This window comes from Rhodococcus sp. KBW08, assembly GCF_003852455.1.
In the GTDB taxonomy this organism is placed as follows: Bacteria; Actinomycetota; Actinomycetes; order Mycobacteriales; family Mycobacteriaceae; genus Rhodococcus_F; species Rhodococcus_F baikonurensis.
In genome coordinates this window covers 341,358-364,525 of the sequence record NZ_QAJJ01000005.1, presented here as the reverse complement: position 1 = coordinate 364,525, position 23,168 = coordinate 341,358, and the positions used below count along the sequence as shown (strand labels likewise).

General features: G+C 62.6%; 16 protein-coding genes and 1 tRNA gene. 9 read left to right on the top strand and 8 right to left on the bottom strand.

What is annotated here, in order from left to right:
- Positions 1–96 precede the first annotated feature (96 nt).
- Positions 97–360, bottom strand: a complete 264-nt coding sequence (gene crgA / locus DBV08_RS07190) for a cell division protein CrgA (protein WP_003942576.1) — start codon at positions 358–360, stop codon at positions 97–99.
- Positions 361–462: 102 nt separating this feature from the next.
- Here crgA and DBV08_RS07185 point away from each other — a divergent pair, with 102 nt between their 5' ends.
- Both DBV08_RS07185 and DBV08_RS07180 read left to right on the top strand, forming a co-directional pair.
- Complete coding sequence (locus DBV08_RS07185) at positions 463–1,176, top strand: DUF881 domain-containing protein (protein WP_020967993.1); 714 nt, start codon at positions 463–465, stop codon at positions 1,174–1,176.
- Positions 1,177–1,198: 22 nt separating this feature from the next.
- Positions 1,199–1,864: an aminodeoxychorismate/anthranilate synthase component II gene (locus DBV08_RS07180; RefSeq protein ID WP_003942537.1), complete on the top strand. Its 666-nt coding sequence runs from the start codon at positions 1,199–1,201 to the stop codon at positions 1,862–1,864.
- 57 nt (positions 1,865–1,921) lie between these two features.
- Here the strand turns inward: DBV08_RS07180 and pknB are convergent, their stop codons facing one another.
- The 7 genes from pknB to DBV08_RS07145 all read right to left on the bottom strand — a co-directional run bounded on the left by pknB (position 1,922) and on the right by DBV08_RS07145 (position 11,610).
- Positions 1,922–3,847 carry a Stk1 family PASTA domain-containing Ser/Thr kinase gene (gene pknB / locus DBV08_RS07175; RefSeq protein WP_042453355.1) on the bottom strand — a complete coding sequence of 642 codons (1,926 nt, stop codon included), beginning with the start codon at positions 3,845–3,847 and terminating at the stop codon, positions 1,922–1,924.
- Complete coding sequence (locus DBV08_RS07170; RefSeq protein ID WP_095969327.1) at positions 3,844–5,202, bottom strand: protein kinase domain-containing protein; 1,359 nt, start codon at positions 5,200–5,202, stop codon at positions 3,844–3,846. The genes pknB and DBV08_RS07170 overlap by 4 nt, the downstream gene beginning before the upstream one ends.
- 3 nt (positions 5,203–5,205) lie before the next feature.
- The gene (locus DBV08_RS07165) at positions 5,206–6,672 is read right to left on the bottom strand and encodes a penicillin-binding protein 2 (RefSeq protein WP_007735774.1); all 1,467 of its coding nucleotides are present in this window, start codon (positions 6,670–6,672) and stop codon (positions 5,206–5,208) included.
- Complete coding sequence (locus tag DBV08_RS07160) at positions 6,669–8,120, bottom strand: FtsW/RodA/SpoVE family cell cycle protein (protein WP_007735775.1); 1,452 nt, start codon at positions 8,118–8,120, stop codon at positions 6,669–6,671. Before DBV08_RS07160 ends, DBV08_RS07165 begins: the two co-directional genes overlap by 4 nt.
- Entirely contained in the window at positions 8,120–9,544 is a 1,425-nt protein-coding gene (locus tag DBV08_RS07155; RefSeq protein ID WP_116057577.1) for a PP2C family serine/threonine-protein phosphatase, read from the bottom strand. Before DBV08_RS07155 ends, DBV08_RS07160 begins: the two co-directional genes overlap by 1 nt.
- Positions 9,541–10,005: an FHA domain-containing protein gene (locus tag DBV08_RS07150; protein WP_003943418.1), complete on the bottom strand. Its 465-nt coding sequence runs from the start codon at positions 10,003–10,005 to the stop codon at positions 9,541–9,543. The genes DBV08_RS07155 and DBV08_RS07150 overlap by 4 nt, the downstream gene beginning before the upstream one ends.
- 186 nt (positions 10,006–10,191) lie before the next feature.
- Positions 10,192–11,610, bottom strand: a complete 1,419-nt coding sequence (locus tag DBV08_RS07145) for a DUF3662 and FHA domain-containing protein (protein WP_020905627.1) — start codon at positions 11,608–11,610, stop codon at positions 10,192–10,194.
- Positions 11,611–11,864: 254 nt separating this feature from the next.
- On the opposite strand from DBV08_RS07145, the gene DBV08_RS07140 reads away from it, so the two are divergent.
- The 7 genes from DBV08_RS07140 (at position 11,865) to DBV08_RS07110 (ending at position 23,157) form a co-directional block, all read left to right on the top strand.
- Positions 11,865–11,950: transfer RNA gene (locus DBV08_RS07140), tRNA-Leu, on the top strand.
- A gap of 914 nt (positions 11,951–12,864) precedes the next feature.
- Entirely contained in the window at positions 12,865–13,548 is a 684-nt protein-coding gene (gene grpE / locus DBV08_RS07135; RefSeq protein WP_221621591.1) for a nucleotide exchange factor GrpE, read from the top strand.
- Positions 13,548–15,158, top strand: coding sequence for an Hsp70 family protein (locus DBV08_RS07130; protein WP_095969331.1), 1,611 nt, complete (start codon positions 13,548–13,550; stop codon positions 15,156–15,158). The genes grpE and DBV08_RS07130 overlap by 1 nt, the downstream gene beginning before the upstream one ends.
- Positions 15,155–17,848: a hypothetical protein gene (locus tag DBV08_RS07125; RefSeq protein WP_095969332.1), complete on the top strand. Its 2,694-nt coding sequence runs from the start codon at positions 15,155–15,157 to the stop codon at positions 17,846–17,848. Before DBV08_RS07130 ends, DBV08_RS07125 begins: the two co-directional genes overlap by 4 nt.
- Positions 17,845–19,050 (top strand): hypothetical protein, encoded by a 1,206-nt coding sequence (locus tag DBV08_RS07120; RefSeq protein WP_221621590.1) that lies wholly within the window; start codon positions 17,845–17,847, stop codon positions 19,048–19,050. The genes DBV08_RS07125 and DBV08_RS07120 overlap by 4 nt, the downstream gene beginning before the upstream one ends.
- 3 nt (positions 19,051–19,053) lie before the next feature.
- On the top strand, positions 19,054–21,450 hold the full coding sequence (locus tag DBV08_RS07115; RefSeq protein WP_095969334.1) for a hypothetical protein: 2,397 nt from the start codon (positions 19,054–19,056) through the stop codon (positions 21,448–21,450).
- Between the two features lie 3 nt (positions 21,451–21,453).
- Entirely contained in the window at positions 21,454–23,157 is a 1,704-nt protein-coding gene (locus DBV08_RS07110) for a TRAFAC clade GTPase domain-containing protein (protein WP_095969335.1), read from the top strand.
- Positions 23,158–23,168: the final 11 nt, after the last annotated feature.

Below are 23,168 nucleotides of genomic sequence, written 5' to 3'. Positions count from 1 at the left end.
CCTAGGTTGTCCACAGGAGTTATCCACAATGGGGATGAATGACACCCATGTAATTGAATGACGGTCACGATCCGGGTCGAATCAGATACTCGCTGGTCAGCGCCATCTCATGGTCATCACAAGGCCCACAACCATGAAGCCGAAGCCGACGAGGAAGTTATAGTTTCCCAAGTCGTTCATCCACGTGATCGAATCCGCGGCCAAGTAGTACACAATCAGCCACGCCAGGCCGACAAGCATGAATCCGAGCATCACCGAGACGTACAACGTGCTCGACGGACCCATCTTCACCTTCACCGGAGTGCGGTTTGCCGGGTTGACTGTGTAGTCGTTCTTCTTACGGACCTTCGACTTGGGCATGACGTCCTCGCTCTACGGTGTGACCTGCATGTGTTACCTACACGCTAACGTAGCTGTGTCCAGTTGGTCACCGGCCGACCTGCACAATCCGGGAGGAGCCACGTGTCTTCGGGTGAATCTTCACGAACCGTCTGGCACATCGGTGTACTTGCCGTCTGCCTGGTAGCCGGTCTGATGGTCGCCACGGCGCAGAGATCCGCCGAGGAAAATCAGCTCCAGGTCACCGAAAGCACCAGGCTCTCCGATCTGGTCCGCAGCGCCCAGGCCAATGCCGAGAAAGTTTCGGCCGACCGGGACGAACTTGCCGCTCAGCTCGATTCGCTGCAGGAAGACGCCGCTCGGTCCGACGCCGGCGTGGCAGCGGCTCTCGGTGACATCAAGAACATCTCCGCCGACGCAGGACTGACGGAGATGACCGGCCCCGGTGTCGTGGTCACCATGACGGACGCCCCGCGCAACGCCGACGGCAAGTATCCGGTCGACGCCACCCCGGACGACCTCGTCGTGCATCAGCAGGACGTCCAGAGCGTCCTGAACGCACTGTGGGCCGGCGGGGCCGAAGCGGTGGGCATGCAGGACCAACGGATCATCAGTACGTCGGCGCCGCGGTGCATCGGAAACACCCTCCTTCTTCACGGCCGTACCTACAGTCCGCCGTACGTGATGAGCGCGATCGGCGATGTTGCGCGCCTCGAGGCGGCACTCGCCGCCGAACCGGGCATTCGGATCTACAAGCAGTACGCGACCCGCTTCGGCCTCGGGTACACGCAGGCGACGCCGTCGCAGATCACGGTCCCCGCCTATACCGGCGGATAGCACGGGCGTTTACCCTGCTCTCATGAGGATTCTCGTCGTCGACAACTACGACAGCTTTGTGTTCAATCTGGTGCAGTACCTCGGCCAGCTCGGAACCGAAGCCGTGGTCTGGCGCAACGACGATCCACAACTGACGGCCGACCTCGAGGGTGCAGTAGCGCAGTTCGACGGCATTCTCCTGAGCCCCGGCCCCGGTACCCCGCAGCGCGCGGGAGCGACGATGGATCTGGTGAAGGTCTGCGCCGACACCAAGACCCCGTTGCTCGGCGTCTGCCTCGGACACCAGGCGATCGGTGCGGCTTTCGGCGGAACCGTCGACCGCGCGCCCGAACTGCTCCACGGCAAGACGAGTCTGGTTCACCACAAGGACGTCGGCGTCCTGGCCGGGCTACCCGATCCGTTCACCGCTACCCGATACCACTCGCTGACGGTTCTCGAGGACACCATTCCCGAGGAACTCGAGGTGACTGCCCACACCGAGAGCGGCGTCGTGATGGCGATGCGTCACCGGGAACTGCCGATTCACGGCGTCCAATTCCACCCCGAGTCCGTACTCACCCAGGGTGGGCACCGGATGCTCGCGAACTGGCTCGCAGTCTGCGGTGAGGCGCCCCCGGAAGGACTCGTCGCAGCCCTCGAGGCCGAGGTCGCGTCGGCGCTCGGCGGCGCATTGCCCGCAATTCTCTGACATCTGTCCACAAAAAAGTGCCTCCCGGAAATCTCCGGGAGGCACTTTTTCAGTTTGCTAGCGGCCGGGGATTCCGAGCGCTCCGACGCTGACGGTGATGACCGCGTCCTTGGAGATCTCCGATCCCGGAGGCTGGGTCTGCGAGACGATCTTGCCCACCATTTCCGGGGTGAGCGTCGTGCTCTGGTTCTGCACCAGCTGCGACGCAGTTCCCGCCCAACCGGCTGCGCGAAGCGTGCTCAACGCCTCGGACACCGTCTTGTTGGTCAGATCAGGCATCGCGACCTGGTTGCCGTTGGACACTCGCAGCGTCACGGTCGAACCCTTGGTGGCCGACGTGCCACCGGTCGGGTCGGTCGAAACGACCTGTCCCTTCGGCAGACCCGAATCGATCTCCGTGATCTGGACGACGAACCCGGCACCTTCGATGTTGGGCCTCGCCACCTCTTCACGCTGACCGGTCACATCCGGGACACGAACCTGCTCCGGTCCGGTGCCCACGGTGATCGAGACCGCGGAATCGAGAACCACCGATACTCCGACGGCCGGATCCTGATTGACGATCTTGTCGACCTCGGCGACGGTCGATGCCGCCTTGCCGATGGTCGGATCAAGTCGGAGACCGACGGAGTTGAGCTTCTTCTCGGCGTCGTCCTGGCTCAGGCCGGTCAAGCGCGGGATCGCGACCTGCTCGGGGCCGGTGGACACGTCGATGGTGACGGTGCTGCCCTTCTCGATGCGAACCCCGGCAACCGGACGCGTCGTGATGACGTTTCCGGCAGCGATCACCTTGTCGGTCTTCTGCTGACGCTCCACCTGGAATCCGGCGTTGGTCAGCGTCGCCTCGGCGACGTCGGCGGGCTGGTTGGTCAGGTCACCCGGAACGGTCACCATCTCGACCTTCGGCGAGTTCACCCGAATGAGGAAGAACGTCACCAGGCCGATCACCAGAAGCGCCGCGATGCCCATCAGGGCGTAGCGTCCGCCCTTCTTCTTGGCAGGCGGCTCGGCGGCGCGAGTAGTCCGCGCAGGAACCGGCTCGACCGGATCAGGCGCAGTGCGGTAGTTCCCGGTATCGGAGCCGACGGCGCCGAGGATGGTGGTGCGGTCCTCGTCGTTCATCACCATCGGCGCACTCGGACGCTGACCGCCCAGAACGCGTACCAAGTCGCTGCGCATGTCGCCGGCGCTCTGGTAGCGGTTGGCCGGGTTCTTGCTCATCGCCTTGAGAATGATCGAATCCAGCTCGCGCGGAATGTCGGGATTGATCTCCGACGGCGTCTGCGGATCTTCACGAACGTGCTGGTACGCCACGGCGACCGGTGAATCACCCTTGAAGGGCGGCTCTCCCGTCAGAATCTCGAACAGCACACAACCGAGCGAGTAGACGTCCGAACGCGCGTCCACCTGCTCACCTCGCGCCTGTTCCGGCGACAGGTACTGAGCGGTGCCGATCACGGCGGCCGTCTGCGTCATCGGGCTCGACGCGTCGGAGATCGCGCGGGCGATGCCGAAGTCCATCACCTTCACGGCGCCGGCACGGTTGATCATGATGTTGGCGGGCTTGACGTCGCGGTGCACGATGCCGTTGCGGTGGCTGAAGTCCAAAGCGGCACAGACGTCCGCGATCACTTCCATCGCCTTGCGCGGCGCCATCGGCCCGGTGCTGCGCACGATGTCACGCAACGTGTCGCCGTCGACGTACTCCATGACGATGTACGGCAGCGGCCCGGCGTCGGTCTCGGCTTCACCGGTGTCGTAGACGGCCACGATCGCCGGATGGTTCAGCGCGGCAGCGTTCTGCGCCTCACGACGGAACCGCAAGTAGAACGTGGGGTCGCGCGCGAGGTCTGCACGCAGCACCTTGATCGCGACGTCGCGGCTGAGTCGGAGGTCGCGCGCCAGGTGAACCTCGGACATTCCGCCGAAGCCGAGAATCTCACCCAGCTCGTAGCGGGAGGAGAGATTGCGGGGTGTCGTCATTGGTCTTGTCCTAGCGGTTCTTCAGCGTCTCCGGGATCCGCCAACGGCTCAGTGGTCGTTGTGGTCGTCGTTGTCGTCGTGGTGGTGGTTGTGGTCGTCGGAGTTGTTGTTGTCGTGGTCGGCGTTGTCGTGGTGGTTGTCGGCTCGGTCGTGGTTGTCGTCGGCCGAGTCGTCGTTGTTGTCGGCTCGGTGGTCGTCGTCGTCGGCCGAGTTGTCGTCGTGGTGGGCTTGGTCGTCGTGGTGGTCGGCAACGTCGTGGACGTGACGACGGGCGGCGTCGGGTCGCTCGGACCGTCGGTCGCGATCCAGACTCCGCCGATGATCAACGCCAACAAGATCAATCCGCCGCCGGCCCATGCCACGGCCTTCTGCCCACTGGTCATTCCGCCGGCTGCCGCGTCGTCCGCAGCAGCTGCGCCCGTCACCGGGCCCGCGTACGTCGGCGGCATGACCTGCGTGGCACCTGTTGCCGGCAACGCGCTCGCGGCACCGGTGGCGAGCAGACCGGGCGGCGGTGGACGCCTCCCTGCCCGAACGGCTGCAACGGCGTCGGCGAACTCACCGCCACTGGCGTAGCGGCCGGCCGGATCCTTGGTCAACGTGATGTCGATGAGCTCGCGGATGTTCGGCGGCAGGTCGGCCGGCATCGGTGCCGGGGTTTCCTGCACGTGCTTCATCGCGACGGTCAGCGCGCCGTCACCGGTGAACGGGCGTCGACCCGAAAGTGCTTCGTATCCGACGATTCCCAACGAGTACACGTCGCTCGCCGCGGTCGCGTCCTGACCGAGGGCCTGCTCGGGCGCGATGTACTGGGCGGTGCCCATCACCATTCCCGTACGCGTGACAGGAGAGTTCTCGACGGCCTTGGCGATGCCGAAGTCCGTGATCTTCACCTGGCCGGTCGGCGTGATGAGGATGTTGCCCGGCTTCACGTCGCGGTGCACGACACCGGCGTCGTGTGCGACCTGCAGAGCGCGGCCGGTCTGCTCGAGCATGTCGAGGGCATGCGGAACCGCCAGGCGGCCGACGCGTGCCAGGACGGCGTTGAGCGGTTCACCGTTGACGAGTTCCATCACCAGGTACGCCGTGGAATCGCCCGAGCTGTCGCGGGTCTCGCCGTAGTCGTAGATTCCGGCGATACCGGGGTGGTTGAGCTGCGCGGTGGTGCGGGCCTCGAAGCGGAAGCGCTCCAAGAACTCCGGATCGGAAGAGAACTCGGACTTGAGTACCTTGACGGCGACGCGACGGTTGAGGCGGGAGTCGGTGGCTTCCCACACCTGACCCATCCCACCGGTGGCGATGAGACGGATCAATCGGTAACGATCGGCGATCAAAGCGCCGTTGTTCAACGCCACGGTTCAGCCCCCTTGGATTCCGGCTGCGATGACTGCACGACCGATCGGCGCAGCAACCGAGCCACCGGTAGCGGCGAGTCCGCGGTCACCACCGTTCTCGACGATGACGGCCACGGCGACCGTCGGATTCTGCGCCGGTGCAAAAGCGATGTACCAGGCGTGCGGCGGAGTTTCCCGCGGGTTCACGCCGTGCTCGGCGGTACCGGTCTTGGACGCGATCTGAACCCCGGGGATCTTGCCGTCGCCGCCGGTGAAGTTCTCCGAGCCGATCATCAGATCGGTCAGCGTTGCGGCCACTGCCGGCGAGATGGCCTGACCCATCGACACCGGTGACGGCGTACTGAGATCGGTCAGATCCGGTGCCTGCAACTGGGAGATCAGGTTGGGCTGCATCCGCACACCACCGTTGGCGACGGTCGCGGCGATCACTGCGTTCTCGAGCGGGGTCACCGCGACGTCGCGCTGGCCGATGCTGGTCTGGCCGAGAGCCGCGTCGTCGGAGATGTCGCCGACGGTGCTGTCAGCAACCGGCAGCGGGATCGCGGGAGTGTTGGGTCCGATGCCGAAGGCGCTGGCCTCGTCCTTGATGGCATCGGCGCCGTCCTTGATGCCCAGTTCGACGAACGCCGTGTTGCACGAGCGCGCAAACGCGTCGCGCAACGACGCCGTCGGGTTGGGGCCACAGGTGCTGCCGTTGTAGTTCTCGAGGGTCGTGCTGGTGCCGGGCAGCGTGATCTGCGGAGCCGCGGTCAGCTGGTCGTCCGGCGTCGCACCGTTGCCCAGAGCTGCGGCAGTGGTGAGCACCTTGAACGTCGAACCGGGCGGGTAGGTCTGCGAGATAGCGCGGTTGACCAACGGATCGTTGGGATCGGCGTTGAGCTCGTCCCACGCCTTCGTGGTTTCGGCGCCGTCGTGGCTGGCAAGCAGGTTCGGGTCGTAGCTCGGGGTGCTGACCATCGTCAGGATGCGTCCGGTGCTCGGCTCGATCGCGACGACGGAACCGGTGTAGCCCTTGCTGGTCAGCTGGTCGTACGCCACCTGCTGCATCGCCGGATTGAGCGTCGTGACGACGTTGCCCCCGCGCGGATCGCGTCCGGACACCAGGTCGAAGAAGCGCTGACTGAACAGCCGGTTGTCCGAGCCGTTGAGAATCGGATCTTCGGTGCGTTCGAGGCCGGCGCTGCCGTACTGCATCGAGTAGAAGCCCGTGACCGGTGCGTACGGGTACGGATTCGGATACTCGCGCAGATACTTGTACCGGTCGTCGGTGGCGCGGGAGGCGGCAAGCACCTGACCGGAAGCCGAGATCTGACCTCGCTGGCGTGAGTACTCGTCGAGCAGCACCCGCGAGTTGCGCGGGTCGGCTCGCAGGTCGTCAGCCTTGATGACCTGTACGTACGTGGCGTTGGCGAGGAGCGCGACGACCATCACCATGACGGCCATCGCGACGCGGCGCAGTGGAGTGTTCATACGCGCGGCATCATCTCGGTATTGGCGTCAGCGATTGGGGGCGGACCTTTCTTCTTCGTCACTACCGGCGCACGAGCCGCGTCCGAGATCCGGACGAGGATGGCCAGCAGTAGGTAGTTCGCGAGCAGCGACGAGCCGCCGTACGACATGAACGGTGTTGTCAGACCCGTCAGCGGGATCAACTTGGTGACGCCGCCGACGACGACGAAAATCTGGATCGCGATGGTGAACGACAGACCGGCGGCGAGCAGTTTGCCGAAGCTGTCGCGCACTGCCAACGCCGTACGCAGGCCGCGCACGATGAGAAGCAGGAACAGCATCAGCACAGCGGCCAGGCCGATCAGGCCCAGCTCTTCGCCGATGGTCGCGATGATGAAGTCTGTCTTCGCGAACGGCACCTGGTTGGGTCGGCCACTGCCCAGACCTGTTCCGGCGATACCACCGGTGGCCAGGCCGAACAGCGATTGCGAGATCTGATACCCGGTGTTGGCGTAATCGCCGAGCGGGTCCAGCCAGGTGTCGACGCGCACGCGGACGTGACCGAACATCTTGTAGGCGAAGAAGAATCCGATGGCGAGCAGTCCGCCGCCGATCACCAGCCAGCCCACACGTTCGGTCGCGATGTAGAGCATCACCAGCACGGTGCTGAAGAGCAGCAGCGACGTACCGAGGTCGGTTTCGAAGACGAGCACGCCCACCGAGACGATCCAGGCGAGCAGAATCGGGCCGAGGTCGCGGGCACGCGGAAAGTCCATGCCCAGGAAGTGTTTACCGGCCGAGGTGAACAGGTCGCGCTTGGCGACGAGCACGGACGCGAAGAAGATGATGAGCAGGATCTTCGCGAACTCACCTGGCTGAATGCTGAATCCGGGCAGGCGAATCCAGATTTTTGCGCCGTTCACGCTCGAGAACTTCGCCGGCAGGATCGCGGGAATCGCCAGGAACACCAGACCTGCGAGGCCGAGGGTGTAGCTGAACCGCGCCATCAGGCGGTAGTCCTTCAAGAACACCAGCAGTAGCACGAAACCGGTGATCGCCAGCGCAGTCCACATGACCTGCTGGTTCGCATCCGGAGACGGTGCCTCGACGCCGTTGTAGAGCGCTGTCTGTTCGTCGGCGAGGTCGAGTCGGTGGATGAGCACCAACCCGAGGCCGTTGAGCAGGGCGACGATCGGCAGCAGCAGCGGATCGGCGTACGGCGCATACCGCCGAATTGCCAAGTGCGCGATCAGGAACAAGCCCGTGTACGCAAGCGCGTACTTGGCGAGGTCCAGCGTGATCTTCTGTTCCTGGCTCGCCTCGACGAGCAGAAGCGAGACCGTCGTGATGATGACGGCAAAGCCCAGGAGCAGTAGCTCCATGTTTCGACGGGTCGACTGGACCGGCGCCGGGGCAAAACCTCCGGGCGGACTCGGAAAAGCCGTCCCCGCAGCTGCGTTGGACGACATCAGTTGACCGTCCTGCAAGTCTGACCGGGAACTTCGGTCGGCGTCGGCGTAGTCGTGGGTGCTGCCGTCGTCGGCGCAGCAGGCTCCCCGGGTGGTGCGGGGGGCGGCGTGGTCTCCGGTGCAGGCGGGGGAGTGGGCGTGGCCGTCGTTGTCGGAACCGGCTCACAACGAGGCAGCAGATCGCCGCCGATGAGACGGATCATCTGGCTCTGCGCATCTTCACGCTTGCCGGACGGCAGCCCGGCGCGCACCTGCTCCTGCGCCGACGGCTGCAGATCGGTGACCTCGAGGATGTTGCAGTTGCTGGGAATCGCGTCGGGGGAGACGAGGGTCAGGACGTCGTCGTCGCCGACGCAACCCACCAGATCCGCGTCTTGCAGCGAGTAGCCGAGCACCGAACCGGGGATTCCGCGCAGCACCGTCACGCGGCCGTTGTCTTCGCCGACGTAGTAGTTGTTGCGGATGACGGCGCGGCCGATCACGGCGCCGACGCCGACCAGTGCGATCAGCACCACGGCGAGGACCACCCACCACAACCGGTTCCGCTTCTTCTTCGGTTCCGGTTCGGGTTGTGAGACAACTCGCTTGGGCGTCGCGCGCGGCGGACGCATGGCAGCGGCGCGGCCGGCTGCGGTGTTGGGGGGAGGGGAGTCCTCTTCCTCTTCCGTCGACGCGGCGCCCGCGACGATGGGATGCGACTGGCCGTAATCGAGGTCGATGACATCGGCAACGACGACGGTGACGTTGTCGGGACCGCCGCTGCGCAGCGCCAATTCGATCAGACGGTCGGCGCACTGCTCCTGCGAGCCTTCGCGCATCGTGTTCTCGATGGTCTCGTCGCTGACCACATCGGAGAGGCCGTCGGAGCAGAGCAGGTAGCGATCGCCGGCGCGGGCTTCGCGCACGGTGAGCGTCGGCTCGATCTCGTTGCCGGTCAACGCCCGCATGATCAGGGATCGCTGCGGGTGCGTGTGTGCCTGTTCGGCGGTGATCCTGCCCTCGTCGACCAACGACTGCACGAAAGTGTCGTCGCGGGTGATCTGCGTCAGGTGGTCGTCGCGCAGAAGGTAGGCGCGCGAGTCGCCGATGTGCACGAGACCGAGCTTGCTGCCGGAGAAGAGGATCGCGGTGAGCGTGGTGCCCATGCCGTCGAGTTCGGGTTCTTCCTCGACGTGATCGGCGATGGAATCGTTGCCCTCGCGGGTGGCTGCCTCGAGCTTGCCGAGCAGATCCTCGCCGGGCTCGTCGTCGTCGAGATGCGCCAGGGCGGCAATCATCAACTGCGACGCGACCTCACCGGCCGCGTGTCCGCCCATGCCGTCGGCCAAAGCCAACAGGCGTGCACCGGCGTACACGGAATCTTCGTTGTTGGAGCGCACGAGACCGCGGTCGCTGCGCGCCGCGTAGCGGAGAACAAGGGTCACGGGCGTAGCTCGATTACCGTCTTGCCGACGCGAACCGGGGTGCCCAGCGGGACGCGCACCGCAGTGGTGACCTTGGCGCGGTCCAGATAGGTGCCGTTGGTCGAACCGAGATCCTCGACGTACCAGTCAGCGCCACGCTGCGAGAGCCGCGCATGGCGCGTCGACGCGTAATCGTCGGTGAGAACGAGCGTCGAATCGTCGGCGCGGCCGATCATGACGGGTTGAGAACCGAGGGTGATGCGGGTACCGGCGAGGGCGCCCTGCGTGACCACCAGGTACCGAGGCACCTTCGCCTTGCCCAGCGAGGGCAGGACCTTTCCGGCACGGGTGTACCGCGGCGGAACCCTGACCCCGGAACCGGCATAGATGTCGGAGCGGAGAGTGCGGAGGACTGCCCAGACGAACAGCCACAGTAGGAGCAGGAAGCCCGCCCGTGTGAGTTGCAGAATCAGGCCCTGCACGGCTGTCCACCTCCTTCTATGGCTCGAGCCCCGCCGCAGCGGGGTTCGAGCATTGTCGACTGGCAGCATCATAGGGGGCTCTGGGCCCCGAAGATCACGATACTGACAGCCGCGTGACGGCGGCGCGCCGACGGACCGCCGAATGTTCGATTGTTATCGGAAAAATCCTGGCGTCCGTTTCTCAGCTCAGAGAATGCGAACCAGAATCTCCGAGTGACCTGCGCGAATGATGTCGCCGTCTGCCAGCTGCCAGTCCTGGACCGGTGCTCCGTTGACGGTGGTGCCGTTCGTGGATCCCAAATCGGACAGCATCGCGGTGCGGCCGTCCCAACGGATGTCGATGTGGCGACGTGAGACGCCCGTGTCCGGGAGGCGGAACTGAGCTTCCTGGCCGCGGCCGATGACATTGCTGCCGTCGCGAAGCTGGAAGTGACGTCCGCTGCCGTCCTCGAGCTGCAGGGTTGCCGTCAGGCTCTGGGCCGTCGGTGCGTAACCGCCCTGCGGCTGGGCGTAGCCCTGCTGCGGGTAGGCCTGCGTCTGCTCGAAGTTGCCGCCCTGCTCGTAGCCGGCCTGCTCGTACGGCTGCTGTGTGTACGCCTGCTGGTCGTAGCCGCCCTGCTGGTAGCTCTGCTGGTCGTAGCCCGGCTGATCGTAGGACTGGCCGTTGTACGGCTGCTGGTAACCCTGCTGGTCGTAGCCGCCCTGCTGGTAACCCTGCTGGTCGTACCCACCCTGGTACGCCTGCTGGCCGTAGCCCTGCTGGTCGTACGGCTGCTGCTGGTAGCCCTGCTGGTCGTAGCCGCCGCCCTGCTGGTCATAACCCTGCTGGTCGTAACCGGCCTGCTCGTACGGCTGCTGCTGGTTCGGGTACGCCTGCTGGTCGTAGCCACCCTGCTGCTGGTTGTAGCCCTGCTGGTCGTCGCCCGTGCGGTAACCGTCGCCGCGGTCGTAACCGTTCTGGTACGGCGCTTCCTGGCCCTGCGGAGCGGCGTAACCGCCGTCGTCGTGCGAGTACCCGTTCCGTGCCGGCTGCTGCGGTTCGGGCTGGCGACCCGCCGGTTCGCGGCTTGGTTCGTAGCCTGAGTTCTGCGTCATGGGGCCGGCTCCTGGTTGTGACGGGACTGGATTGGAAACAGGGGGAACAATCGGTGCGGGTCGCTGAGGCGGCCGTTGTGGAGGCCGCGACGAAACCTGCGGAACATGCGACGGCGGTGATGCCTGCTCGGCGTCACCATCCGGGTCGACGGTTCCGCGGGTGCGGAACTGACCGGTGTGGAGCGTAGGCGAAGGCTCGAAAGTGACCGAGATGTCGCCGTACGTCTGCCAACCCTGATCGCGGATGAAATCCTGCAGGTGTCGGCTGAAAGCTTTTGTCGTCAGTTCGCGATCGGCTGCCAACTCTTCGTGATCGGAGTTGTTGATGGTGATCACGTAGTTGTTGGGGGCGAGAAGGATTCCGCCGCCGAGGTGCTCGACGCGGTCACGTGCCTCCTGCTGGAGCGCCGCCTCTACTTCCTGCGGCACAACACCACCACCGAAGACCCGCGCGAATGCGTCGCCGACAGCTCCTTGGAGCTTTCGTTCGAATCGCTGCACGATGCCCATCGGGCCCTCCTCTCGCCTCACATCTACGACGGCAAAATGCTCGGCAAGTGGCGCCGGCACCGCCTTGTCGCGTGTCGTCCAAACTGCTGTACAGGTTCCACGGTACTGTCAAATGTCGCTTCGGCAGTACCTGGCCGCTGTTTCAGCATGGTATCGGTTCTGGGCTTTCGGGTGCTCGGTGTTCATCGATTCGTGCCCTGAGCTGCACGAATAGAACTTTCAAAGTTTGTCGTGATAATGTTTCGGCGTTGCTCGGGCGAGTGGCGGAATGGCAGACGCGCTGGCTTCAGGTGCCAGTGTCCTTCGGGACGTGGGGGTTCAAGTCCCCCTTCGCCCACCAAACAAAGGTCGCGGACCCTCACGGGGTCTGCGACCTTTGTGTTTGGCTGAGGCAAGTGGCCAACTTCTATCGATTACTTGGCGTCTAGCGTATTGAAGGCGTCAAATCTTTGAAGTTTGGCGTAGACGTTTGACTGCGTCCGTGCTCCGGGAATCAGTGAACATGCGCATGGTGTGCTTGTCTCGATGCTCGTCCTCGTCGCTGCGTGGTCGAAGCAATCGAATTTGTGTGCGCCGGCAAGGTTTGGGTCTTACAGACCGGATATTCGAGCTTCGTAGGCGGCGCGGTCGCCTTCCGTGAACAGTACGACGCCAACGACTTTCGCCGGGACTTCCCGATCCAGCACGCCGGTAACCGGGTCGGTCGGATCGGGCACAATATTCGCGGCGACGCATCTGTACTTGTAGACGAGGATCTGGCCTGCGATCGGCCGTCGTGGGCGCTAGGGAACGCCATACATAATTCAGTATCGGTGGTTTCGGGTCAGAGACGCGTCGACTAAACACGTAAGAATAGCTGAACGATATTCTTGTCTCGAATTGTCCTCCGTTTGAATGACAGTGCGGTTTGCGTGGTGTCCTTCATTCGAACGACAGACAAAGTGGACATGGTTTAATATGCTCGAACCGGCTCTATTCTGGCCTGGGGGAGAAATGGTTGGTTGTATCCGAAGGTGAGACGGTTCTGATGGGGACATTGATTGCTAGTTGAGACCTGCGAAAAATAAGGTATGGGTAGAGGCGATTGTCGGATATTCAAACGTTCCGTTTGGCTACTTCTTACTGGGACGATTCCCATTTCGATTTTGCTTCGGCTGTCGCGCCCGCGCTCGCCGCGTCACTCGTGCGTGCACGTAATTCTCTCATGAGTAACTAACTGTTGGTTGGTACACCAAACGAAAGGCAAACGGCGACGTGAGTGAGGAACCGCTAGTCAGTGGGGTTTCGGGAAACGAGGAGGATTCGCGAAACAGTACTGCGGACGAGGAACTGAAACTTGTCGACGTCGGCTCTCGAGACGATGACAACTCCACTGTGGAATTCTGCGATTTAGGCGATATCGGTGAAAAGTTGGGCGCCATGGGAGCCCAACTCGAAATGTTCCATGCGCGCTCTGAACAGTACGAGTCGATTATTCGGCGGATGCAGTCCAAGATCGAGGATCTGCAAAGTGACCAGGTGCGAACGCTGTTGAAGCCGGTGATCAACCGGCTCGCTGTGCTGTACACCGAAGCTGTCTCAGCTGCGCAACGAGCTGCAGACCGTGGCGATCTGAAGTCGCAGAAGGACTTCGGCTATTTCGCGGACGAGGTCGAAGAAGGGCTCGGCATGTTGGATATCGAGTCACTTGATACACAGGTGTACGACGAGTTCGATGCTACCCGACATGCGGCACGGGGTACCGCCGTCACCGGCGATCAGAGCCTGGACCGCAAGGTGGCCAGCGTAGTTCGACAGGGATTCACGTACGTGGGTGCCGAGCGTGTTTTTCTGCCTGCATTGGTCAAAGTCTATCGCTTCGATCCCAATTCTGTTGTGCTGCAAGATATGCAGCCATCAAACAACGAGCCTTTCGCAGAATCAGAAGGAGTGAACTAGTGTCCGGTGATGTTTTCGGTATCGACCTGGGAACCACGTACTCGGCGGTCGCCAAGATCAATGACCTCGACCAGGCCGAGGTTCTGAAGAACGCGAGCGGGTTGGACACCACGCCGTCGGTGCTCTTTTTCGAGCCGGGCGGCAATGTGATCGTCGGAGCGGAAGCCAAGTCCGAGATTATCGCGAGCCCGGACGACGGTTGTTCGTTGATCAAGCGGCACGTCGGAACGACGCATCCACTCGAGTACTTCGGAACCACGTATACGCCGGAGTCGTTGTCGGCGTTGATACTCAAGGAGATGGTGAACGCTGCCAACGCCGAGGGTGGCACGGACATCGTCAAGGCCGTCATCACGGTGCCGGCGTATTTCGGCGTGCGAGAGAAAGAAGCGACAAAGCAGGCCGGCGAAATTGCGGGGCTCGAGGTTGTGGGCATAATTGCCGAGCCGATCGCAGCCGCTCTGTCGGTGGGTGTGCGTGGCGAGAAAAAAGAAACACTACTGGTGTACGACCTCGGCGGTGGAACATTTGATACGACGGTCATGATTGCCGAGCCAGGCAATGTGGAAGTTGTTGCTGTTGACGGAAACCGGGTGCTCGGTGGCGCTGACTGGGACAGTGAGCTTGCGCAGCTCGTCGTGAAGCGTTTCGTGGAGCAGGCCGGGATTACGGACGCAGACCCTGGCGAGGACCCGGACTTCATGACCGAACTCTTGCAACTCGTCGAAGACAAGAAGATTTCGCTGACCAAGCGGAGTGAGACGACGGTCCGCTGCAGGTTCGAAGACTACGACGAGAAGGTCGTCATCACGGTCGCTGATTTCGAGGCAGTGACTGCGCATTTGATCAGCCAGACGGTCGACATTGCCGAACGAACGGTGGCCACTGCTCAGCAGATCAAGCCGGGACTTCAGATCGACCGGGTAATTCTGGTGGGTGGATCGTCGCGTATGCCGATGGTCGATCGCGCTTTGCGGGCCAAGGGTTGGGATCCGGTACCGACCGAGTACGACCTTGCGGTGGCCAAGGGTGCTGCGATCTACGGACAGGCTCTGCTGAGCGGTGCTGTTCCGTTCGACGCTTCGGGTGAAGCTGGCTCTTCGGATTCTGTGGGCGATGTGCCGGTCAATGCCGAGCCGAAGTACTTCCTCGGTGGCGCTTCGACATTGAACATCAAGAATGTGCTCTCGCGCGGTATCGGCGTCAAGTTCGTCAAGCAAGACGCTGCGCGAACCCCGTACGTCGGGTTTATGGTTCACGCAAACGACGCCCTCCCCATCGTCGACGAGGTGTTGCAGGCAGGCACTGTTGTCGACAATCAGTCACAGGTGAATGTGGCCCTCTTCGAGCAGGGTGGCGAGGTCGAATCCGAGGAGATCGAGGCCAATACATTACTCAAGGACGCCGATATCACCGGTCTTCCGCCGTTACCAAGGGGATCGACTATCGAATTGGTGCTGAATGTGAACAACGAGGGACTGATCCGGCTTTCGGCGCGTGAACCGCAGTCCGGTAAAGAACTCGAGATCGAGGCGAGAATTTCCGTGCTCGAGGAGAAGGAAGTCGAGCTGGCGAAGGAAATCGTGTCAGGCCTGATGACCCGGTCATGACTTTCGACAAGAACGCCTATATCGCCGACGTTCTGAAGAAGCGGCTCCGCGCGCAGAAGGGAGAATTGGCGCGCGCGCTCCGCGATCTTCGGGAGACCGGTGACCTCACGGCCCTCGGGGTGGTGGACATCGCCGAAATGTTTGCGGTGACGCCCGGGATGTCGGATATTCGGCAGCACTTGGCGGCACTGCGGCAGAGCGTTTTCAACAAACGGACATCGGACGGCGGCGTGGTGCTGCTGTCCAGCCTGCTCGATGTCCTCGAGGAGCAGGGCCGAGATCTTGGCGATCCGGCCTTCTGGGCGGCGATTCGGTCGGCAAAGAGTGAGGCGCTCGCGAAGCGGATCACGGAATTCGGCAAGGCTATTTCGCTCGAGCATCAGGCACTCAAGCTTGTCACCAAGGAGGAGCTCGCCGAGCGCGCGCAGTCGTTGCCGGATGCGAGTATTTCGGATCTGTGCAAGGCAGTGGAGGCGAATGGGGTTGCCGTGCGGCCGGCGATCGTGCCTCCGACCGGCGCAGTACCCAACGTGGTTCAGCAGGCGCTCAAGCATCCGGAGTTCCGCAGCGTCGTCGACGTTCTCCTGCTCGGAGAGGCGAGTTCGCCACAGGACGTCAAAGTCGTCGACGGATTCAGCTATGACGGTGGCAAAAGCGTCGGTTCGGCGCAGGTCGATGCGGCGCAGCGAAAAGCGACGACAGCCAAGGACTCCGACGCGATGCAGGTCGCGCAGAAGGTATTGACGCTGGTGAGGTCGGACTTTACCGATCCGACAGCGTTGCATGAGATGGTTTTTGCGGCGGCGCTCTACCAAGCCAAAGCGATTCTCGGTGAGAAGTTGCCGTCCGCGACGGTTGTCGAGCGGCTCGCCGAAACCGGTTTGGATCGGGTCGAGGCAGCCAGAATCGTCGCCCATCTGTCGGTGGACAACCATTCCGGTCGGGGTCTCGACGAGGTAGCCGATCTGGTTGCCAGCGGTGCCCTCGCTGATGCTCGCCGGATGCTCGACGCGATAGCCAATCCTGAGCTGCACGATGCTGCCGAACTGGCCCGCATCGCGTCGGTTGTCGGAGCTGCGGAGCACAAGAAGCAGTTGCTGGTTGCGTCGTACGAAGATGCTCGTGTGCGGCAGGATTTCGGTGCGGCCGAGGTCGCGCTCCGCGAAGCGGTCCGGATCGACACGACGGACGAGCGGTTGGTCGGTTTGCTCGGCAAGCTCCCGCCCCCTACGCCCACTCCGGTGACAGCGAAGCTGAATGCGGCCGGAGATGTCGCGCTTACCTGGCGTTTCGAGGGTGTTGACGACTGCAGTTTTGCCGTCGTTCGAGGTGACGGGCATGTGCCGGCGAATCCTGGTGACGGCACTCGTATCGCGACGGTCAAAGCACAGACCCACGTCGACAAGGGCGCACCGATCGGCCGCACTCTCCAATATGCGGTGTTCGCGCTCCGCGAATCGGTCTATTCCCTCCCCGGCACGGCGAGCGTTGTCGCGGTACCGCCGCCGACCGAGTTGACGGCGACAGCAGGTCTGACCGAGATCACCGCATCGTGGCGAATTTCAGCCGATGCCATCGGCGTTCGATGCGCTGTGATCGACACGGCGGGCACCAGTACTCCGGTTGATACCGGCGGGGCATCGCACGTGACATTGTCCGGGTTGGTGACCGGGCAGCGCTATCGCATTGTTCTGGAGGCAGTTTACGTACTGGCCGACGGGTCGAAAGTCCTGTCGAACAAGGTTACGGTCGACGCGACGCCGCGCGGGACCATCGCTGCAGTACAAGATCTCCAGATCTACGAGACCACCTTGAAGAACGGGCGGCAGGGATTTCGCGCAGCGTGGGCCCGGGTCGACGGTGTCCCGGTCGAGCTGTGGGCGTTGCCGGTCGACGAGAAGGTTCCGCCGGTCGGAACGGTGATGGATATCGAAGCTCTCGACGGCATGGGTGGCCGAAAGGTCAGCGGAATCATCGGGGACGCCGGTGGATCCACGACTCTCGAGTTCGCGGGTTTTTCGGATATTCGAATCCTTGTTGCCGTCACCGTCGATTCCGGCCGGAGTGTCATCGGCGCATCACACATCGCGGGATCTGCACCATCGCCGAAAGATGCACGCGGAGACCGCTTCGGTGACGAACTGGTTGTGTCCTGGGTATGGCCGCACGGCGACTATGCGAGTCGGTTGACGTGGCAGGGTGCGGGTGGAGCGCAGGTCACGGTAGTTACCCGGGCCGAGTACCGGCAGAGCGGCGGAGTCCGGTTGCCGTCGGCGGGGTCGATCCGGGCGCTGGAAGTTGCGACAATTGCGTTCGGAAACGGGCGCGAATGGACTTCGGCTCCGGTATCGATCCCGGTGGACGTGCCTACGCCGGTTGTCAGCTACCAATTGCATATTCCGGGGAGTCGATTCGGCAAGCGCAAGCCCGTCGAAGTCACTGCGACGTCGCAGTCCCATTCCGGACCGGTGTCGTTGGTTGCGGTTGTGCGGGCGGGAAAGATCATGCCGACGCGCGTCGAAATCGACGACGTCACAGTGCCTCTGCGCCTTGACTTTTCGTCGGGATCGACCACCACGGGACAGTTCGACCTTCCGAAGATGCCGAGTCCGTTCTGGGTGCGGCTGTTCGCCGCCGACGGCAGCGACTTCAAAGTTCAAGATCCTCCGACTGCAATGTTGAAAGGTTGACTGTGGGAATCTTCCAGCGGACAACGGCATGCCCTTACTGTTACGACCAGATCAACCCGAACGCGTTGGCGGTGCGCTGCTCGGGCAAGGCGGCGCCCGGCAAGCAGGCCTGCGGTGAAGCCACCGATCAGAATCGGGTGAAGTACTTCGGTGACGCGACTCCTGTTCGTCCGACCATCGTTGATGCCGCGGGAGCCCAGAAGCTGAGTCGCAACGAGGCGACATGCGGTCTCTGTGGTTCTGAAAGTGCAATTCGAGTGTGTCCGCATTGCCACTCCCGACTGCCGCGCAACTTCGACAGCGACTCGCCGATGTTCGGTCTGGTCGGGGTCCGCGGATCCGGCAAGACGGTGATGCTGGCAGTCCTGCAGCGCGATCTCTACACCACTATTGCGCAGCGATTCCAGGCGTCGATCGATTCCCCCGGCGGCAAGGCGGGACTCTCCTCGGATCTGGAACTTCTGCTCAAGGGCATGGAGAACCAGGGTGGCTCGCTTCCGGAGCAGACTGCTCAGAAGTCGACGGGGATGAGTATCCCGGCGGTATTCGAGTGGCGGTATGCGAAGAAGGGCTTCGGCAATCGGGACCGCCAGGTGTCAACCATATTCTCGTTCTACGACTCCGCGGGTGAGGACCTGGCAACCGAGGATCGAGCTCTCGGTCAGCACTATCTCGGGGCGACCGACGGTGTGATCATCTTGCTCGATCCGTTCGGATTCTCGGGCAATCGCGATCTTGCCGTCGCCAAGGGGGTGGATCCGGAGAGCCTCGAGACCGAGCCGGAGACGGTTCTGCGAGCGATCACCACGGTCCTCCAGACTGCGGAGCGGACGAAGAAGAACAAGCGGATCAAGCAGCCGGTGGCCGTGGTGGTGTCGAAGATCGACGCGTTCTTCGACGACATTCCGCCGGATCATCCGGTGCGTCGGCCGGCCCAGCGTCTGCCGTATTTCGACGACGCGGAATCTCGGGATATTCATGACCATGTGGCGGCGATGATCGATCGGTGGGGCGGTGGGCAGCTGCTGCGGTTGTTGGAGGCTAACTACGAGAATTACCGCCTGTTCGGTGCGTCGGCCCTCGGGGCGGAGCCGGAGTACCAGCAGTTGAAGGTCAACACCCGTGGACTCCTTCCGCACCGAGTCGCCGATCCACTGTTGTGGTTGATGGCGGACCGTGGGTTCCTCGCGAAGGAGGACTGAGCGTTGTTCGACGTCTCGATCTACACCGACAGCACCGGAGCGGAATCTTTGGACGGGGTCGACGGGTTCAACTTCCAAGGTGCGTCCGAAGGTTTCACACCGGTGGATCGTCGTGCGGTGCAGGAGTATCTGCTGCACCAGGTGGTGACGGGTTGGTCGATCGACAACGATCCGTTGGCTCACCCGCCGTCGTGTCGTTATAGACCGGTCGGGGACCGGTTTTATCTGGCCCGCGGGCGTTCGACGGGTAAGACCAACAACGGTCGACCGGGAAATCAGCTGACTCAGTCGATCGTGACTGGGGATATCGCGGACTTCGCGCCTTATCGTCCCGCTCAGTTGTTCGGTGCGCGGCGATGGTGTCTCGAGAAGGCAGAGCGAAACCTCGAGTCCTGGGTTACTCCGCTGGAGATCGATCCCGAGTTCGAGGCGTCCGAGTTGAAGGACGGACTGCTCGACGATCCGTGGGCGATCGAGATGTTTCCGGCATTCCTCACGATGATCGAGGAGGCGGTCGCCGAGCGGTCGAAGAAATTGGTCATCGTCCACGACGACCTCGAGGTAGTCATGAGGTGGATTGCGCTGGGCACGCTGTTTCTCGATCTCGAACTGGCTGTTTCCGTCAAATTCGCTGCGCTGGTCAAGAACCCGCTAGCGGTGGACGCGGCGATTGTCGGTACCAGTTCGGTGTTCGATCCGCCGCCGCTGGGTGTCGGTGGCGGCGCCTACAATGTTTTCGACGTACTCAATCGCCAAACAACGCCGGTGCAGGTGTCTCGGTCTGCTCGTGATCAGGCCGAGTGGTTCACCGAGTTGGATGCCGAGGACGCTCTGGCTGCTGTCGAGTTGGCGCGTACCTGGGAGTCGGCGATGGGGGCCGACGATGCGACTCGGGTGGCGCGCTTGGTCCAACTCGGCGGTTCCGGTCTGGTCGAGGGTGACGGTGACGCCGCCATGCGGGCAGTCATCAGTTTGGTCGACTCGGGACAAGCCGACGATCTGGCTATGTATGCGGACGAGCTCTCTGCAGCCGCTCAGCAAGCACATTTCGACACCGAGGACTATGTGAGAACTGCTGCGCGGGCATTGTGGTCGGCGCGGCGGGTAGGTGCTGACGAGTTCGGTTTCCGTATTGCGGCCCAGACACTTCGAGCTGTGTCGGACCACTCCGCGTTGGTCATCGCCTGGGCACACGAGATGAATGAATTGTCGACTCAGTCCCCGGCCGATCCGGCGTTGGGAATGTATATACGTCAGTACCAAAATAGCTGGGTCGAAGCCGTTAACGGTGCTCCGGCCGAGGCGATGTCGGATCTGATGGTGGTTGCGAATGCCTTTGCACTCGAGGCTCATCCGGAGGCTGTCCGTGATGGCCTCGCACGCTTCGAGGAGTACTGGGCAAGGAATCCGGGGCTGTCGGGCGATCGGGTACACCGAATGTATAGGCACGAAACCACGGTGGGAACCGTGAAGCGCGTAGTTGGCCTGCTTGAAGAGGGTGACCGGGATGTAACCGCAGATCTCCTTGGTGGGCAATGGGATTGGGTTTCCGAGGAAATGCGCACGCCGCTAGACGGGTGGATCGCCGCGGCGCGCATTGCGGTGGTGCCGCCGAAAAAACGCGCAACTCTGCTCGGTGACGAGCGTCGTTCCGCGTCGATTCCCCCGGGCGCATGGAGTGTGGTGTTGGCCGGTGTCGAATTGGCTGCAGACGCTCGTCTGATCGGCCAATGGATCGATCGCACCCGAATTGTATCGCCGTCATTGGGTCGGTGGCTTGCCGAGGAAATCGATCGCATCCGGAAGCAAGTCGGAAGTGAAGGGGCGGCCGTACGGCCGGTTCTGAGGGCGCTACTCGGCCGAGGGGTTCGGATCGAGAGTCGTGATCTCGACCCGATACTCAACGAAATGCGTTTCTTGTCAAGAGCTTACGCTGCGGCAAATCAATCTATCGACTTCCCCGAGAATCGCGCACTTGATGAGTTTGCCGCCCGGATCGGATCCTGTCGATCGTTCTTCATGATCGAGATCGGCAGCTTGCTCATCGATGCGCGTGATACGCGAGCACTGCGAAGGCTTATCCGTGAGGCCGGCGATGTCTGCGGTACTGCGATGACAGAGGAATTGAGACGACGGTTCGAGCGGGAGCCGGCGTTGACGCTTGAAGTCGCGCTGTTCCACAGCGTCGAGGGGCTCGGGATCCAGGCGGACAGTGCCACGGATTTCCTCACGGAATTGGCTGACAGCCGGGAAAGCCGGACGCAGGTCGAGGACCTCAAACGGGGTCTTCCTGACGAGTGGGCCGGCGCGTGGGACGAGCTGCTGGGAGAGAGCAAGAAAGGCCGCATGGCTCGAAATCTTGTCCGCGGGGGTAAGCGACTGTTCGGAAAGGAGGGCTGATCCGTGGATGATCTGGGCTCACTCATATTTGTGGGTATCGCAATTGCTGCAGCAGTCTTCGTCGCGTGGGTGGTTCTTGCGCTTTTCATGAGAATGCTGGCGCTATTTGTGTTCTATTGGATTGTTTCCTTCTCGGCCGGACTGATCGCCGGACTGATCGCCGGCCTCTTGATACCGCTGCGGGTACTGAGCGGCAAAGCGTCCGTCAAGCCTGCGATCGCAACTCCGGACAAAGTTGTCGACAACAAGGTAATGAAGATTCCGCCGAGGGGAATGCAGAAGCACTTCGGTTGGGACCGGGCATGGCCCGTGTACAACCCGTACCAGGCTCGTTTGGACGCTCTCGCGGTGACCGCCGAGACAAAGCTGCTCCTTCGCGCCGTGTGGAGCCGGACTCGGCCGGCGAATCTTGCGTCGGTAATGAAGGTTGGAAAATCCAAGGGCTCGGCCACATCCGGTTCGAAAGGTGTGGCGTCTGCAGCGACGACGACTGCTCCAGGTTTTCTCTGGATACTCTTCGCTGCGGTACCCACTGCAGGATTCTTCGTGGCCACCTGGGTGTCCATCGCGTTCTGGTTGATCGCGATGCTGGTCTTCGGTGGTGCGGTGTACGTGATCCAGGTGGTGTGGGTGACGCTGTATCGGTGGAGCGAGAAGCTCGGACGCCGACGCGCCAAAGCGTCTCTCAAGTGCCATGTCTGCTACCGGGAAACGGATACGCCCAGTTTCAAGTGCAAGAATCCGATCTGCGAGGTCATTCATCGTGATATCTCACCGGGTCCGTTGGGCATGATTCGTCGACGCTGCGCGTGCCGGACGAGCCTGCCGACGACGGTCGGTAAGGCAGCCAAAGTGCTTGATGCCGTCTGCCCGTTTTGTGACAGCGCCCTTGCCGATGGAGCAGGTACGCGGTACACAATTCAGATCCCGACGATTGGCAGTGTCGGTGCGGGCAAGACCAGACTGTTCGCGGCCAGTACCGTGGCTCTCGACGCGCACGTGAAAACTCGGGGTGGGGAGATCGTTCCATTGTCGCCCGCGTCGGCAGACTTCTTGGCGGCCGCGAAAGATGTTGTGAAGACATCACAGAAGACGGCCAAGACTCCGGTCCGGGCGCAACCGGAGGGACTCCCGTATCGACTCGATGTCAATGGTCGAACCATCGAGATTCAGATGATGGACGCGGCCGGAGAGTCGTTCACCAATATGGATATGACGCAGAGTCTCCATTACATGGACAGTGCCGGAGTTCTGCTTGTGGTGTTGGATCCGCTCGCTTTCGAGAACGTCCGCGAGGAGGTACAGCGGAGCGGAGGCGCACGCCGCGTCGAGATTGCGGTCGGTGATCAGGAGGACGCTTACGCCAGCGTTGTCGACCGACTACGAGCCGAGAATGTCGATTTGCGCCGAAGGAATCTGGCCGTCGTTCTTACCAAAACCGATGTCCTGCAGAGCCTTAATGCCGGTCGTGAACTAATGCCGGGAAACTCCGCAGGAATTCGCCAGTGGCTGAATGGTCATGGCGAGGACGGTCTGGTGCGGCGTATCGAAGACGACTTCGAGAAGGTGACCTATTTTGCGGTGGACTCCATGAGTGCGCTCGCTCTCGACGATCCGCGGAACCCCGTCGCGGTACTGCAGTGGGTGCTCGACGTGTCGAACACCAAGATCTCTCTCCTCGCGACGTCTGTCGCGAGTCCCAGTTAGGTAGGTGAATT

What these genes read in the sequence shown, in the direction of transcription:
- DBV08_RS07180 (WP_003942537.1), top strand. Translation starts at nt 1,199, where the DNA reads ATGAGGATTCTCGTCGTCGACAACTACGACAGCTTTGTGTTCAATCTG.
- pknB (WP_042453355.1), bottom strand. Translation starts at nt 3,847, where the DNA reads ATGACGACACCCCGCAATCTCTCCTCCCGCTACGAGCTGGGTGAGATT.
- DBV08_RS07125 (WP_095969332.1), top strand. Translation starts at nt 15,155, where the DNA reads ATGACTTTCGACAAGAACGCCTATATCGCCGACGTTCTGAAGAAGCGG.
- DBV08_RS07145 (WP_020905627.1), bottom strand. Translation starts at nt 11,610, where the DNA reads ATGGGCATCGTGCAGCGATTCGAACGAAAGCTCCAAGGAGCTGTCGGC.
- crgA (WP_003942576.1), bottom strand. Translation starts at nt 360, where the DNA reads ATGCCCAAGTCGAAGGTCCGTAAGAAGAACGACTACACAGTCAACCCG.
- DBV08_RS07160 (WP_007735775.1), bottom strand. Translation starts at nt 8,120, where the DNA reads ATGTCGTCCAACGCAGCTGCGGGGACGGCTTTTCCGAGTCCGCCCGGA.
- DBV08_RS07165 (WP_007735774.1), bottom strand. Translation starts at nt 6,672, where the DNA reads ATGAACACTCCACTGCGCCGCGTCGCGATGGCCGTCATGGTGATGGTC.